The organism is Nitrospira sp., from assembly GCA_030692565.1.
Lineage (GTDB): Bacteria > Nitrospirota > Nitrospiria > Nitrospirales > Nitrospiraceae > Nitrospira_D.
In genome coordinates this window covers 1-15,355 of the sequence record JAUYAO010000007.1, presented here as the reverse complement: position 1 = coordinate 15,355, position 15,355 = coordinate 1, and the positions used below count along the sequence as shown (strand labels likewise).

Here is a 15,355-nt window from a genome sequence, read left to right as displayed (position 1 = left end):
GAATGCCTTAGGCGGTCAGGACGGTATCGGTACCGTCCGGCGTCACTTTGGATGTGCTCGCCTGTTTATTTTTCAACTCCGGCGGATCTTCCAAGATCATCTCGTGGTTACACCCTCCGGCCGGAATCATCGGATACACGTTTTCAAAACGATAGGTCGGCACATCCACAATCACCGGCCCATCCACCGCGATGGCTTCCCTAAGCACCGCGTCGAGATCGCCCACCTTGTTCGCGCGCAACCCGACGGCCCCATAGGCTTCTGCCAACTTCACAAAGTCCGGAGTATTCTCGAGGTCGCTGGAGGCATAGCGGCCCTGGTAGAACAAATCCTGCCACTGCCGGACCATGCCATGGAACCGGTTATTCAGTACGATGATCTTCACAGGAAGCTTGCTTACCACCGCCGTGGCCATCTCCTGCATATTCATCTGAATGCTGCCGTCCCCCGCAATGCACAGCACCAACCGACCGGGAAACGCCGCCTGCGCGCCCATCGCCGCGGGAAACCCAAAGCCCATGGTCCCCAGCCCACCGGACGTCAACCAGCGATTCGGCTTGGCCAGCTTGAAATATTGGGCGGCCCACATCTGATGTTGGCCCACATCGGTTGAAACGATCGGGTCCCGGTCCTTCGTCAGTTCATACAACCGCTTCACCACATGCTGGGGCTTGATCGGTCCGTCCGCATCCTGCTGATACGACAACGGATGAGCGGATTCCCACTCACGAATTTGCTTCCACCAGGGCTTTCGTAATTCCTTCTGTTCCCCGTTGACCGACGCGCGGAGAATCTGATTCAGCTCCCGCAGAACGGTCTTGCAATCCCCGACGATCGGAATATCGACGTTGATGTTCTTTCTGATCGATGTCGGATCGATATCGACATGAATGACCTTGGCATGAGGACAGAACTCCGAGACCTTTCCCGTCACGCGGTCATCAAAGCGCGCCCCGATTGCAATCACAAGATCAGAATAGTGCATGGCCATGTTGGCCTGATAGGTGCCGTGCATACCCAGCATCCCCAAGGAGAGCTGGTGTTCTCCCGGAAATGCCCCGAGCCCCATGAGGGTCATATCGACCGGGATTTGCGTCAGTTCCGCCAGCTCGATCAATTCGGCCGAGGCGCCTGAAAACACGACGCCGCCACCGACATAGAGAATCGGCTTCTTGGCCTTCATGATGGCTTCGGCCGCCTGCTTGATCTGCCACTTGTTGCCGTCGTACGTCGGGTTATACCCCCGAATTGAGACGGAGGTGGGGTAGACAAATTCGGCTGTGGCCATCGAGACGTCTTTGGGAATATCGACAAGGACGGGACCCGGGCGGCCTGTCGTCGCGATATAAAACGCCTCTTTAATGGTCATCGCGAGATCGTTGACGTCCTTCACGAGGAAGTTGTACTTCGTGCAAGGTCGGCTCAATCCAATATTGTCGGCCTCTTGAAACGCATCGTTGCCGATCAGGCTCGTGGGCACCTGGCCGCTGAAACAGACCAACGGAACGGAGTCCATGTAGGCATCAGCCAAGGCGGTAATGACGTTGGTCATGCCGGGACCGGACGTCACCAAGCACACGCCTGCTTTCCCCGTCGCTTTGGCATAGCCTTCGGCCATGTGGCCGGCACCCTGTTCATGCCGCGTCAAGATGACGTCTATGTCTTTCTGCTGATGGAGCATGTCGAATATCTTGAGGACCACGCCACCGGGAAGCGCGAAGATCGTTTTGACCCCCTCCCGCTTGAGACTCTCGATCAATATCTCAGACCCGTTGAGCTTCATATCGTTTCCCTCCCCCGGATGCCCGGAGTACTGTTTTCAAGAACGTGCAGCCCTTCACGAAATGGCCATCCTAGAACCTCTGGCCAATCCACACGGAAATTTGTGCAATATCAATAGGAAAGAATGCGAGATCCTAACACCACGCTAGATGAGGGTCAAGAGCCGCCAGGGCCATCCCCCCTCATCAGCACAGCCGAGGAGAACAATTGAAGCACCGCTTAACACAAAAAAAGCGCGAGCGAGGAAACCTATAAGCCGGATTCTGTCCCGCATGAACCGGAGTTCATGCCTGGGTGATCATTTCTCTGGGATTCGAGTTACCCCGAACCTCGAGCGACCTACCCGAAGACCTCGACCGGGCCAGTCGTTGCGCCGTGCCCTTGCGAGCACCGCACGTGTCTTCCTATTTGGCCTTGCACCGGGCGACGCTTACCGTGCCAGCGATGTCACCATCCCTGCGGTGGGCTCTTACCCCGCCGTTTCACCCTTACCTGATCCGTAGCGACGAGATGGGATCCCGTCGCCTTGGCCATCGGCGGTTTGTTTTCTGTGGTGCAGGTGTCGGATTACTCCGCCTGGGAATTACCCAGCGCCCCGCCCATGGAGTCCGGACTTTCCTCCCGGCACACAAGGTGCCGAGCGATCACCCAGTCTCCTCTCTCGCGCACCTACACTATAGGGCTGGAATCCCAGGCTTTCAAGGGCAGCGTCTCAACAAACTGCCCGCTATGGGGCCACGGGTAAGAGCATTGGAGGAACCGGCTGTTTCGTCTGGTAGATGGCCATAGCTTCCGGCATCCATTGCTTCAACTGTTCGATGCGTGTCTCGTGACCGGGATGGGTTGACATGAACTCGGCGGGACCACCGCCTCCTGATAACTGCGCCATCCGCTCCCACAAACCTACCGACTCGCGCGGATCATAGCCTGCATCCGCCGCCAAGAGAATGCCGATATAGTCAGCCTCAGACTCGTGCTTCCGGCTAAACGGAAGCAATACCCCAACCTGGGCGCCGACACCAAGCGCTGCCATCGCCGCTTGCGACATCAACCCACCGCCGCCGCTGGCGCCGGCTGCTGCTCCCGCTACCTGCAGGGCGGCGTTCGTCAATTGCCCCTGACTCATTCGCTCCGCCCCATGGCGCGCCAGAGCATGAACGACTTCATGGCCCATCACCGCGGCGAGACCGGCCTCCGTCTTGGCAACCGAAAAGATCCCCGTATAGACCGCCATCTTTCCACCCGGCAACGCAAATGCGTTCAGCGTTTTGTCGTCCTTAATCACGGTCACTTCCCACTGAAACTGCTGTGCCATCTCTCCGTACTTCGACCGTTTGGCTGCTTCAATAATCCGCGCGGCAACGCGCTTCACCGGCTCGATCTCACGGGGATCCTGGGACTGCCGCATCTTCGGATCGTTCTTCACCTGGGCATAGGCTTGCGTACCCATTTGCATTTCCTGATCCACTGACGTCATCAGGAGTTGTTGGCGGCCTGTGTAAGGATTGGTTTCACACCCGCCAATCCCCAACAGCGTGCCCAGCAACGCTCCAATCGCGACCTGTCGCATGCTCCATATGCTGGCTATCATAGGCTCTCCCTTACGCACCACTCGTCGATGAAGCTTGTCATTCAATTGACCGCCCCCGCTTTAATTCGTTAGATTACCGCGCCCTCGATAAAATTTCTACCGGGAGCACGTAGTGGCAGTTACCCATACATCGGTCGAACGTATCGGCATCGACGAATCGGGAAAAGGCGACTACTTCGGCCCGCTCGTCATCGCCGCCGTTTTTGTGGACGCCGTCACCCAAGGCGAGCTGGCTCTCATGCAGGTGCGGGACAGCAAGAAAATCTCGGACGGTCGGATCCTCGACATGGCGCCGGATATCAAAACCATCTGCCCCCACAGCATCGTCGCCATTGGCCCGCAGAAATACAATGAGCTGTACGCGAAGATTAAGAACTTGAATCGCTTGCTGGCCTGGGGCCACGCCCGTGCCCTGGAAAACCTGCTCGACAAGGTGTCGTGCGGTCGAGCGATTGCGGATCAATTCGGAGATGAGCGGCTGATTCTGAGCGCACTCCAAGCCAAGGGCCGCACGATCGTGCTGGAACAGCGGCCAAAAGCCGAGTCTGACATAGCCGTCGCCGCCGCGTCGATCCTCGCGCGCGCAGAGTTTTTGATTCGACTCAAACGATTATCCGAAGAGGTAGGGACGACACTTCCGAAGGGAGCATCAGCCACCGTGGAACTGGCAGCCAGAATGGTGATCAAAAAACACGGACAAGAGCGCCTTGGGAATGTCGCGAAGTTGCACTTCAAAACTACCCAGGCCGTACTGGCAGGACTTGCTTAGACCGACTCCCCGACTTCCAGGTCGTTCTTCCTGGCGACACTCAGGGCTGAAGCGGATTCGGTCGGGATCTCGCCTTCCCAATAGAGCATCCGGCGGCAGTAGGGGCATACGTGGAGATCGTCGGATCGTCTGACTTGCGCGATCAACTGCGGCGGGATCTGGAGCCGGCATCCGGCGCACATCCCTTCACGCACGGCAGCAATCGCCCCGTCTTTCCGGGACAACTTGATATGCGTATAGCGCGCAAGCAGATTGGGGTCGATCTGTTTCGCCGCCGCGCGCTGTTCAGCCTCAAGCTGCGCCAGCTCCGTGGCGAGCTCCTTGTCCGCCGCATCGAGCGCTTGTTTTTCCTTGGAAAACACGGCCTGTGCCGCATTCACTTTCCCCTGCAGCTCTTTGATCGTCCCTTGCAGCTGGTCGATCTTGTCCATTGAGACCAAGATCTTTTCTTCGAACTCTCCACGTTTTTTGTTCGCCAATTCAATTTCGAACAGGTGCGCTTGATACTCCTTGTTCGTTTTCAGACTCGCGGCGTGCGACTTCATTTTCTCGGTCTGCGCTTCGTGCATTTCAAGGTCTTTTTCGTGGGTACGCCGCTCTTTCACCAGCGCGTCAACCCCCGTCTTCGCGTCGGTCAGCAACTGCGTATCCTCGCGAAGCGGCGCTTCGGCGATATTCAGCCGCTCAGGGATCTTCCGACGCTGTTCAGTAATCTCCAGAATGCGGAGATCCAGTTTTTGCAGGGCGAGCAGGGGGGACAGTTTCTGGCTCAACGGACTCCTTAACACGACATTCGTAGTGAGACGACTCGGGGCGCAACGGGCCACGCCAGATGTGGTGGGCCCACTAGGACTTGAACCTAGGACCAGCTGATTATGAGTCAGCCGCTCTAACCACCTGAGCTATGGGCCCGATCGGGTGAACCGGTGATTCACGCTCTCTCTGCTCACCCGACACAGGTCGGATGATTCTAGGCCGCGCCTCCCATGGAGTCAAATGGCCCACGGACGGCCTGGTGTTACACGCTTTCGACAAAGCTTCGCAGCTTTTTGCTCCGGCTTGGATGCCGCAACTTGCGCAGTGCTTTGGCTTCGATTTGCCGGATACGCTCACGAGTCACTTCAAAATCCTGCCCGACTTCTTCCAGCGTGTGGTCGGTGGCTTCGCCGATCCCAAACCGCTTGCGCAAGACTTTTTCTTCGCGCGGGGTCAATGTTTCCAGCGCACTGTTGATCTGGCGCTGCAAATCGTACCGGATCGCGGCTTCCAGCGGGGAGACCGCCTTCTTGTCCTCGATAAAGTCGCCCAAATGGCTGTCTTCTTCTTCCCCGATCGGCGTCTCCAGAGAAATCGGCTCGCGCGCGATCTTGAGAATCTTCCGGACCTTGTCGAGGGGCAAGTCCATCCGCTCGGCGATTTCCTCCGGCAACGGCTCACGGCCCAGCTTCTGGACGAGATGCCGGGAGGTCCGGATCAATTTATTGATCGTTTCGATCATGTGCACGGGAATGCGGATCGTACGGGCCTGATCCGCAATCGCCCTGGTAATCGCCTGCCGGATCCACCAGGTCGCATAGGTACTGAACTTGTAGCCACGCTGATACTCAAACTTATCCACCGCCTTCATCAACCCGATATTGCCTTCCTGGATGAGATCCAGAAACTGCAATCCTCGGTTCGTATACTTCTTGGCAATGCTCACCACAAGGCGCAGATTGGCCTCAACCAGCTCCGCCTTCCCGCGCTTGACCTTATCCTCGGCGACATCCAGATGCTTCACAGCATCTTTGATTTCTTCTGCCGGAACCAAGGCCTCTTCCGTTTCCAGCTGCCTGATCCGTGCCTTCGCCGCCTGATAGATTTTCTTGATGTCCGAGAGGGTCTCCTCGGACACTCCGGCCTTTCGCCTGACGGCCAGAAAGTCCGGCCTCGTCCGGCACATTTTCCTCAGCTGCTCGGCACCGGCCTCGCCGCCGATTCCAATGCGCCGCTGACAGCTCGCCACTTCCCGCTCGGCCATCCGGAACTGCACGGCCAGATCGCGCACACGCTGGACCATGCGATCCTTCAGGACGCCGTGCAAATTCACCGACTCGATCTTGTCGACGACCTGCTGCCGGGCCAGATCGAACTGCTTCTTGTATTGCTTTTGCTTCGCCGGATCACTCCCGAGAGACTTTTCTTTCTCGACGAGGGCCTTCAGCGACAATGAGACTTTCCGGACCGTGTTCAACGCCTCCAGCGTCTTCACGCGCAGCTCTTCATAGTCCCGCTCGATCGGCTGCTGCTCCTCTTCGAGCTCCTCCTCGGTTTCTTTTACCGGCACGATCTCGCGCACATCGATCTTTCCATCCTTGAGCTGATCGCGCAGGGCCAGCACAAACTCGATCGTCATGGGCAATCCGTAGATCACCGACGCCACTTCCTTCTTTCCTTCTTCGATCCGCTTGGCGATCTCAATTTCCCCTTCGCGGCTCAGCAAGGCGACGCTGCCCATTTCCTTCAAATACAGACGAACGGGATCGTCGGTGCGGCTCAAGGCTCCGGGCGTGAGATCGATCGGTTTTTCGTTTTCTTCCTCGGCTTCCGCCTCGGTCTCGGTCTCCGCTTCCTCCGTATCGTCGGCGGCCTCACCCCGCTCCGTCCGCTTCTGTGTCCGCTCGCCATCCGGCGCATCCACAATCTCAATGTCCAATTCGCCGAACATCGTCATGATGCTGCCGAACTGGTCGGAGGACACCACCTCCGCCGGCAGGGTGTTATTCAACTCATCGTAGGTCAGGAATCCTTTTTCCTTCCCGATCGTAATGAGTTTCTTCACCTCGCCGAGCAACTCTTGCTTCGCCATAACTACTCCTTCACCAATGAGACTGTGCCGGCGACTGGCGTGCCGGCTTTCCGCATTTGCAATTCATTCACTTGCAGATTGATCGACTGCACGTCTTCCCAACGTCCTTCACGTTCAGCCCCTTTGAGGCGTGAGATGAGCTCGCGCATGGCCGCCTCGGAACGTTTCCGGTCCAGCTGATCCAGGCAGCCCTTGATATGCTCCGAGAGATCGTCGAAATGGTCGTCCCGCAGCGAGAATTCGGTGGCCAACGTCCCACAATCTGGATCGTCCATCGCCGCATCAAGGAACGCTCGCACTTCAACGCGTCCATCCGCTCCCAAATGCTCCAACGCACAAGCCACGAGCTTCTGGCAGGCCGGGATTGAAAAGAGCTCGGGCTTCAACCGGCGAATATCCGCCGGAGACAATTTCCCCTGCAACAGCAAAAAGGCGAGATCCCGCTCCTCGGGAACGCCCTTGAAAGCCGGAACGGGTTTCGGTGATGGGGCCGGCACCCCGGCAGTCTTCCGCTGCTCAGCTATTAATGCCGGATACCGTTCAATCAAGCGCTGCTGATTGATCCCCAGACGCTCCGCAACCACTCGCAGCCGTTCTTCCCGTTCGATCGGATGTTCGCTCTTCTGAAGGATGCGTAATATTTCATCCACACTGCGGATCCGGCCTTCGAGCGATCCGGACTCGGCCTCTTTCACGCTATGCTCCAACGCATAGTCTAACAGGCTCGGAGCCGCCGCCTCGAGTTGCGCAAACGCCTCTGCTCCGGCTTTCCGAACGTACGTGTCAGGGTCGTCTCCGTCCGGTAATGTCACGACCTTGACCCCGAGACCGCTGTTCACAAACAAATCCAATCCTCGCAGCGCCGCTCGCACACCGGCGGCATCCGGATCGAACAGCAATACGACATTCGTCGCAAACCGCCGGAGGGCTTGAATGTGCTCCGCCGTCAGCGCCGTGCCGAGCGTGGCTACGGTATGGGTGATCCCGGCCTGATGCAACGCAATCGCATCGAAATAGCCTTCCACCACAATCACGGTCTTCGTTCGAGCGATCGCCTCGCGCGCCTGGTCGAAGGCAAACAGCGTCTGCCCCTTCTTGAATAACGGCGTATCAGGAGAATTCAAATACTTGGGTGTGCCGTCTCCGAGCGTCCTTCCGCCGAATCCCACCACACGCTTGCGCAAATCGACGATCGGAAACATGACGCGGGCTCTGAATCGATCATAGAAGCCCGTGGCCCCTTTCCCCGCCTGCTCCCGCGCAACGGTCAACCCGGCCGCCGCCAGATCACCTGCCGTAAACCCTTGATGCGTCAACGCCTTGATCAAGGCTTCCCATTCCCCCAACGCCACACCGATGGCAAATCGCGTAATCGTGGCCGGTTCGATGCCCCGCTCGGCGAGATAAGCTCGTGCGGGCTCCCCGGCTCTTGCATCCTGTAGATTCTTGTGAAACCACGAAGACGCGGCCTGGTTCACTTGCTCGATACGCCCGAACTGAGCAGCCTGCGGATTGACCCCGGCCGACTCCTGAACCTCAATCCCGACCTTTCGACCGAGATCACGCACGACTTCAGGGAAACTGGCTCCCGTAATTCGCGTCAAAAACGAAAACACATTGCCGCCGGCCCCACAGCCGAAACAATGAAAAATCTGCCGTGAGGGACTCACCGTAAACGACGGACTTTTTTCCTGATGGAACGGGCACAACCCCTTGAGATTCTGTCCTGCTCTAGTGAGCGAGACATGATGGCCGACGATATCCGCGATATCGATCCGGTCACGAATCTGATTGATGATGTCGTCAGAAATCAGGCCTCGGCCCACGAGAGTCCTGGCTCCTTTGCACCCGTCATGGTCGACCGACGAGCTAGCCTGTAAATGATCGGAAAATTTGACTGGTCAGGGTATCAGACCGCTTGAAACCCTGTCAATTATGAGGGAGACCGCCTAGCCTGGAGGCCAGCCGAGGTGACGACCGCCAAGTACATGAAAATGCAGGTGCAAAACGGTTTGCCCTCCGTCTCGCCCTGTATTGGCCACAATTCGATAACCCGGTTCGGCAAGGCCCTTGTCTGTGGCAACCTGCCGACAAGTCAAGAGCAAGCGGCCAAGCAACGCTTGATCTTCCTCGCCGAAATCCTGAACGGCTGCGACATGCCGCTTTGGAATGACCAAGGTGTGAACGGGTGCCTGAGGGCTGACATCATCGAACGCTAATGTATGCTCGTCCTGATACACCACTTTTGCGGGAATGCTGCCATCGACGATACGGCAAAAAATACAGGTACTCACCGTGCCCTCCCTGGCTATTGTTCCGTCCTGAGGCCGGACTTCCCAAACCGCTTCGCTAACTCTTGATAGATCACGGACAGAGGAATGTCATGGTAGCCTAAGACCATGAGCGTATGAAAAAACAGATCGGCGATCTCGTAAACGATTTCCTCTTTCTTTCCGCCCTTCGACGCCAGCAGCACTTCGCCGGCTTCTTCTGCCACTTTCTTGAGGATCTTGTCGTGCCCCCCCTCAAATAACTTTGTCGTATACGACCCCGGCTGGGGATTGGCCCGCCGCGTCTCGATCGTCCGCAGCACCGCCTCAAGAATGCCGCCTGCAGCCTCATCGGTTTTACCGGGGCCCACCCCACCCGACTCATCCAGCGGCGTGAAAAAACAGGCCCGTTCTCCGGTGTGACAAGTCGGTCCAACCGGTTGCGCCTTCACGAGAATGGTATCGCGATCACAATCCACATAGAGGGTTTTCACATGGAGTTTGTGCCCCGATGTTTCCCCCTTCTCCCAGAGCTTCTGGCGCGACCGGCTCCAGAAGTGAACCGTCTTGGTGGCGACGGTTTGATTCAACGCGTCCTGGTTCATATACCCGACCATCAGGACCGTTCCGTCCAGCCAGTCCTGCACAACGGCTGGAATCAGCCCCTGCGCATCAAACTTGAAAGCCTGTGCCCCGTCGCCTTGTCCCATGATGTCACGCAACCGGTACGGCGTGATCAAGCCGCACCGGCACGCCTTTCTCACGTAAATATTCTTTGGCCTGCGGAATCGTATACGTCCGGAAATGAAAAATCGAGGCCGCCAGCACCGCATCGGCCTTCCCCTTCGTAAATCCGTCGTAGAGATGCTCGAGCGTGCCGACTCCGCCTGACGCGATCACCGGAATCGAGGCGGCTTCTGACACCGCCGCCGTCAGCCCTAAATCATAGCCGCTTTGCTGGCCGTCTTGATCCATGCTCGTCAGCAAGATCTCTCCCGCCCCGTAGGTTTCCATCCGTTTCGCCCACTCCACCGCATCGAGCCCGGTGGCTTTTCGCCCGCCATGCGTAAAGACTTCCCATCGACCGGGCGTGATACCGCGCTTCGCATCGATCGCGACGACGATACACTGAGTCCCGAATTTCTGCGCCGCCTCCCGTACAAATTCCGGCCGTTGAACCGCCGCCGTATTGATGCTCACCTTATCGGCGCCGGCATTGAGCAAGGCGCGGATGTCATCGAGCGTCCGAACCCCGCCGCCGACAGTCACGGGCATGAACACACGCGCGGCGGTTTGTTCGACCACGTCGATAATCGTCTTCCGATTTTCATGCGACGCGGTGATATCGAGAAAACACAGCTCGTCCGCCCCTTCCCGATCATAGACCGCCGCCACTTCTACCGGATCGCCCGCATCGCGAAGATTGACGAAGCTGACACCCTTCACCACCCGGCCATCCTTGACATCAAGGCAAGGAATGATTCGTTTCGTCAGCATCGTGCGCCCAAGGCCGCAACCGCTGCGGCATAATCCAACTTCCCGTCATACATCGCCTTCCCGACGATCGCGCCTTCAATGCGTGGGCCGAGCGCGTGAACCGCTTGCAGATCCTCTACGCGCGTGATGCCACCCGAGGCAATGACGGGGAAGGCGGACTGGTCGACCACCTCTTGCAACGCCGGTATGTTAGGCCCGCTCAGCATGCCATCGCGGGAAATGTCGGTATAGATCACCGCGCTGATCGCGAGCCCGGCCAGGTCTTTAAGCAAATCGATGGCCTTTGTTTCCGATACGGCCGTCCACCCCTTCACCGCCACCTTGCCGTCACGCGCGTCGAGCCCGAGCAGAATGCGCTGAGGAAACTCTTTGCAGGCCTGCTCAAGAAATGCGCGATCCGTAAGCGCCGCGGTTCCGAGCACCACGCGCGAAACCCCGGCATTGAGATAACGCCGCACCGTCTCGATCGTGCGAATGCCGCCGCCGACCTGCACCTTCACACTCACTGTCTTCATCACCGCTTCGATCTGCGGAAGATTCCGGGGCTCACCGTCGACCGCCCCGTTTAAATCGACGACATGAATGAGGCCTGCCCCGCCTTGCTGCCACTTTCGAGCCACCGCCGGGACATCCTCCGAATACACCGTCTCTGCGGCCATATCGCCCTGGCGCAACCGCACACAACGCCCGTCTTTCAAATCGATGGCTGGAATCACAAGCACGTTACTTCTCTCCCCCTGCTCCGAATGGAAATTCTTTCAACACTTCATCCACACCGTACTCCGCCAGTTCGTCCGCTGTGACGAAGGCCCAGCGATGAATGAACCCCATAAAGTCTTCGGTCATCGGGCGCTGGCGCTCATAATAGTTGCCGACCCACAACACCTGCCCATCTGCTGCCACCACTTTGAGCTCAAACCCGACAGAGGCTGGAGGGTTTGCCCCGAGCCGACTGCCCACTCGCTCCTGATAGACCAACACCTGCCCGATCAGAGCGGCGTCCTGCTTCAGCTTCTTGGCCACGGCCGCGGCGGTCATTTCCGGCGTGGTCTTCAGCGAATCTCCGCCAAGCGAGGCCGCGGCTTTCCCCGCATCACCGGGTGACGAGACGACGACACCGGTGCGATGCCGAAGCCGGGACCAGAAGAGCTGCGTTACCTTCTCTGCCGCAGCAGCCGGGACGATGACCGTCTGCCGGGGAGGAGGTTCCACGTTTGACGGTACCCCGACCGAAATATCAGACCGGCGAACGCTTTGCGGCGCCGACATGAACGGATCCCCCTGATCACGGACCTGCGGAGTGGCGATCGTCGTGAACGGGACGAAGGCCATGGTCTTCACCTGATACTTCGGCAGCTCATTCGACGCCTTCGTGGTGACCTTCGAACCGCTACACCCCGCCACTGCCAAGACCGCTCCGGCCAGGCACACCAAGCCTAACCTCTGAAGATGAGTAGTCGCGACCCTCACGTCCAGGCCCCGAAATTCTTGATCAGCTGCAAGCCGACCGCCTGGCTCTTCTCGGGATGAAATTGGCAGGCCACCACGTTGTCCTTCCACACGCTCGAGACAAAGGGGATTCCGTAGGTTGTCGTTGTCGCCGCAATCTGCGTCTCGACAGGATCGACGAAATACGAATGAACAAAATACCAGTTCGCGCCGTTCGGGATCCCGGCAAACACCGGGCAGGCACGCTGCATATTCACCTGGTTCCATCCCATATGAGGAACTTTCAACGCGGGATCAGCGGGAAACCTGCGCACCTTGCCTGGAATAATGTCCAGGCCCTTATGCATGCCGAACTCTTCACTTTCCGTGAACAGCAGTTGAAGCCCCAGACAAATGCCCAGAAACGGTTTACCCGACTGAATCGCCATGCGAACGGCATCAACCAGCCCATACTGTTCGAGGTTGGCCATACAATCGCCGAACGCTCCGACTCCGGGTAACACGACATGACTGGCGCTCTTGATCACGCCCACATCGCGTGTCACCACCGCATGATGGCCGACGGCCTCAAACGCCTTGTGGACACTGCGCAAATTGCCCATGCCGTAGTCGATGATTGCGATCATGAATCTGTCCAATTCCAGGAAAGGCGTAACAATACCGCAACCAGCGGCAACCTGCCACTGGCAAACGACCTGAGCAGCATTAGCAAGCCCCCTCCCTTGACGGTCACAAAGACCCTCATCTGAAGATTGACAGGACATAGATGAACCAGTAGCCTGAACCAACACGAAGGCCAGCCCCAAAATGGACGATCGCACGCTTATTAAATACTTCAGAAGATCGGTCCCCGGACTCATCGCTCTGTATCGCTTTGGCTCGCAGGCGAAAGGCTCGGCTCGTCCGGACAGCGACGTAGATCTCGCCCTGCTCACACGCGACCCGATTCCCGCGATGCATCGCTTCGAACTGGCTCAAGACCTTGCCATTCAACTCCATCGCGATGTCGATCTCGTCGATTTGCGCAGCGCGTCAACGGTCATGCGAATGCAGGTCATCTCGACAGGTACGTGCCTCGATGCACCGGACGAGCCGGCCAGACGGGAGTTCGAAATGTATACCTATTCGGACTATGCCAGGCTGAATGAGGAACGGCGAGATATCTTGAAGAGAATCGCAGCAAGCGGAGTGGTGTATGGCTGACGACGTGGTCCTGAATAAAGCAGCCAGCATCGAACGCTGCCTCCAGCGGATCCTCGAAGAGTATGCAGGGAATAATCAGAATCTGGTGGCGAATCAGACCAAGCAAGACGCCATCATCTTAAACCTTCAGCGCGCCTGCGAGACCGCCATTGACCTCGCTATGTACGTGGTCAACCAATGCCGCCTTGGAACCCCGCAGGAAAGCCGTGACGCATTTACGCTATTACAGACCGCCAGCATCCTGCCAGCCGATCTGGCAACCCGCATGCAACGGATGGTCGGCTTCCGCAACATCGCCATTCACGGGTACAGCCGCCTGAACCTGGAAGTGGTTCACTCCATCATTACCAAACAACTCGATGACTTCCGTGCCTTCTCTTCGACGATCGTCAAAGCGCCTACCTAATCCCGCTATCAAGCTAATCGATCAACTCGCATACGACCAACCATAAACTATACTTCACGGGAGGTATTCGTGGTGGATGGCAAGATCGAGCAACGAGTGCGTAATTTTTCAATTACCACGACGCTTCCTCGCAATAATTGCCAGAGCTTTCTCTCGCGCCTGCGAGTCCTCTCGAATCGCATCTCCGAGCGTCTTAAGGCGACGCTCATCGGAAAGATAGCTCCGAACAGTACCGAGTGAGTATCCCGATAATTCAGCAATCTCTTCGGGAGACAGCCCCTGATCCGAGTCTCCAAGGGTTTCGTCCCGCAGCCGACGCATGGGAGACGCCACCTTCTCAACCGTTCCAGAATTATCCAAATCAGGGCGGGGCAAGCGCTCAGTTTTAACTTCCTTAACTTCAGGATCAAGCACTAAGAGCTCAGGGAGTGGCACCTTCTTTACACCAATCTGATGCCGCTTACAGATATCGACAAGCTTATCGCCATCAATCAAATAGACGATGCGCTGGTTCTGCCCAGGCTGTGCTTCGCTTTTCGCATCTGAACTGAATTGGCCAGTACTGACGATGATGGCTGTATCCTCTTCCCCCTTAATACCTCGCAGTTGACGAACCTCGTCAACTGGTACTGTTCTCGTTGTCCATCTCTTGGCAGAAACAATCGCTCGTGCTTCAACTATTCCACGGCGATACTTCACCCGAGCGTCAGCACCGCCATCGCGTGTTGCCTGGGTAATCTCCACATCCTGAAAACCAAGAGCCTCAAGCACCCTAGCAAGAAACGTTGACTCAAAGGTCCTCCAGTCCATCCCTCTAAGCCATTCACGGATATCACCATCAATGTCTTCATTCTGTTTCTTTACACTCCTCTCAATTTCTGTTGCTTCCGACCCTGATATGATCTCTGTCTCCTCACGGAGACGAACCCACCCTCGCGCCTCTCCCTCACGAGAAGTTACAAAGCGGGTACGCTCGCCCTGCTCATTCAGACGGTCATTTTCTTGCGTTATAGCAATATAAATGGATTGCGGGGGAAGATCCGGATAGTCCTCTTCTCTGCGCAGCTCCGTAAGAAGATCTTTGATGGCTGCCCTACCCTCACGCCCCTGCAACAATCGAACGATTCGATCTACGCGACGGTCTCCCATGTCAGGTCCCCTCTAAACTCCTCAAAAGAAATTAAGACAAGCCGACAGTACCTGCCATCTTCTCGAAGCCAATACTAAGAGGCTAGTTGTTAATGTACCCCCCTACGCCATTACAGGAATCATAATCCAGCAGCATAGTTAGTTGTCATTTCTCACTAACTACCTTTATTACTTTTCCCTGCCCTATAAGGAAACGCAAAGGGCAAGCTCCTACTGAGAAGCCTGCCCCCGCCACTCCGCGTCAATATCATGCCCTAGGAGCCTGTCCGAGTAATGGCTGACCATGCGTGACAAGACGTAGATTCACGGCAGGACCAGCAGCGATTCGGTCCGCCGCCGAAGGGTGTGGCCGATACGTGTGCCAATGAGTGGAATTGTGATCGGTTTGGGG

The 15,355-nt window shown here is 57.2% G+C and carries 15 protein-coding genes, 1 tRNA gene and 1 other RNA gene; 3 read left to right on the top strand and 14 right to left on the bottom strand.

Features of this window, described 5'->3' with window-relative positions; all coding sequences use genetic code 11:
* Positions 1–7: 7 nt before the first annotated feature.
* The 3 genes from ilvB to Q8N04_02175 form a co-directional block, all read right to left on the bottom strand.
* Positions 8–1,783, bottom strand: a complete 1,776-nt coding sequence (gene ilvB, locus Q8N04_02185; GenBank protein ID MDP3089458.1) for a biosynthetic-type acetolactate synthase large subunit — start codon at positions 1,781–1,783, stop codon at positions 8–10.
* Between the two features lie 235 nt (positions 1,784–2,018).
* An RNA gene (gene rnpB / locus Q8N04_02180) (RNase P RNA component class A) lies at positions 2,019–2,442 on the bottom strand.
* A 67-nt stretch (positions 2,443–2,509) separates the two neighbouring features.
* Positions 2,510–3,373 carry a M48 family metallopeptidase gene (locus Q8N04_02175; GenBank protein MDP3089457.1) on the bottom strand — a complete coding sequence of 288 codons (864 nt, stop codon included), beginning with the start codon at positions 3,371–3,373 and terminating at the stop codon, positions 2,510–2,512.
* A gap of 112 nt (positions 3,374–3,485) precedes the next feature.
* On the opposite strand from Q8N04_02175, the gene rnhC reads away from it, so the two are divergent.
* Positions 3,486–4,142, top strand: a complete 657-nt coding sequence (gene rnhC, locus Q8N04_02170; protein ID MDP3089456.1) for a ribonuclease HIII — start codon at positions 3,486–3,488, stop codon at positions 4,140–4,142.
* Here rnhC and Q8N04_02165 read toward each other — a convergent pair.
* From Q8N04_02165 to hisH, 10 genes are all read right to left on the bottom strand, one after another.
* On the bottom strand, positions 4,139–4,915 hold the full coding sequence (locus Q8N04_02165; GenBank protein MDP3089455.1) for a C4-type zinc ribbon domain-containing protein: 777 nt from the start codon (positions 4,913–4,915) through the stop codon (positions 4,139–4,141). The two genes, rnhC and Q8N04_02165, sit on opposite strands and share 4 nt — an antisense overlap.
* A 62-nt stretch (positions 4,916–4,977) precedes the next feature.
* Positions 4,978–5,054 (bottom strand) — tRNA-Ile (locus tag Q8N04_02160).
* Positions 5,055–5,160: 106 nt separating this feature from the next.
* Positions 5,161–6,990, bottom strand: a complete 1,830-nt coding sequence (gene rpoD / locus Q8N04_02155) for an RNA polymerase sigma factor RpoD (GenBank protein MDP3089454.1) — start codon at positions 6,988–6,990, stop codon at positions 5,161–5,163.
* Positions 6,991–6,992: 2 nt separating this feature from the next.
* The gene (gene dnaG / locus Q8N04_02150; GenBank protein MDP3089453.1) at positions 6,993–8,816 is read right to left on the bottom strand and encodes a DNA primase; all 1,824 of its coding nucleotides are present in this window, start codon (positions 8,814–8,816) and stop codon (positions 6,993–6,995) included.
* A 123-nt stretch (positions 8,817–8,939) separates the two neighbouring features.
* Positions 8,940–9,284, bottom strand: a complete 345-nt coding sequence (locus Q8N04_02145) for a histidine triad nucleotide-binding protein (protein MDP3089452.1) — start codon at positions 9,282–9,284, stop codon at positions 8,940–8,942.
* Positions 9,285–9,298: 14 nt separating this feature from the next.
* Positions 9,299–10,024, bottom strand: coding sequence for a bifunctional phosphoribosyl-AMP cyclohydrolase/phosphoribosyl-ATP diphosphatase HisIE (gene hisIE, locus Q8N04_02140; GenBank protein MDP3089451.1), 726 nt, complete (start codon positions 10,022–10,024; stop codon positions 9,299–9,301).
* The gene (gene hisF, locus Q8N04_02135) at positions 9,975–10,757 is read right to left on the bottom strand and encodes an imidazole glycerol phosphate synthase subunit HisF (protein ID MDP3089450.1); all 783 of its coding nucleotides are present in this window, start codon (positions 10,755–10,757) and stop codon (positions 9,975–9,977) included. The genes hisIE and hisF overlap by 50 nt, the downstream gene beginning before the upstream one ends.
* Entirely contained in the window at positions 10,751–11,479 is a 729-nt protein-coding gene (hisA, locus tag Q8N04_02130) for a 1-(5-phosphoribosyl)-5-[(5-phosphoribosylamino)methylideneamino]imidazole-4-carboxamide isomerase (protein MDP3089449.1), read from the bottom strand. Before hisA ends, hisF begins: the two co-directional genes overlap by 7 nt.
* Before the next feature lies 1 nt (position 11,480).
* Positions 11,481–12,227: a hypothetical protein gene (locus Q8N04_02125; GenBank protein ID MDP3089448.1), complete on the bottom strand. Its 747-nt coding sequence runs from the start codon at positions 12,225–12,227 to the stop codon at positions 11,481–11,483.
* On the bottom strand, positions 12,224–12,832 hold the full coding sequence (gene hisH, locus Q8N04_02120) for an imidazole glycerol phosphate synthase subunit HisH (protein ID MDP3089447.1): 609 nt from the start codon (positions 12,830–12,832) through the stop codon (positions 12,224–12,226). Before hisH ends, Q8N04_02125 begins: the two co-directional genes overlap by 4 nt.
* Positions 12,833–13,013: 181 nt before the next feature.
* Here hisH and Q8N04_02115 point away from each other — a divergent pair, with 181 nt between their 5' ends.
* Entirely contained in the window at positions 13,014–13,409 is a 396-nt protein-coding gene (locus tag Q8N04_02115) for a nucleotidyltransferase domain-containing protein (GenBank protein ID MDP3089446.1), read from the top strand.
* A complete protein-coding gene (locus tag Q8N04_02110; GenBank protein MDP3089445.1) occupies positions 13,402–13,815 on the top strand; it encodes a DUF86 domain-containing protein in 414 nt (137 codons plus the stop codon). Before Q8N04_02115 ends, Q8N04_02110 begins: the two co-directional genes overlap by 8 nt.
* 108 nt (positions 13,816–13,923) lie before the next feature.
* Here the strand turns inward: Q8N04_02110 and Q8N04_02105 are convergent, their stop codons facing one another.
* Entirely contained in the window at positions 13,924–14,964 is a 1,041-nt protein-coding gene (locus Q8N04_02105) for a restriction endonuclease (GenBank protein MDP3089444.1), read from the bottom strand.
* Between the last annotated feature and the right edge of the window lie 391 nt (positions 14,965–15,355).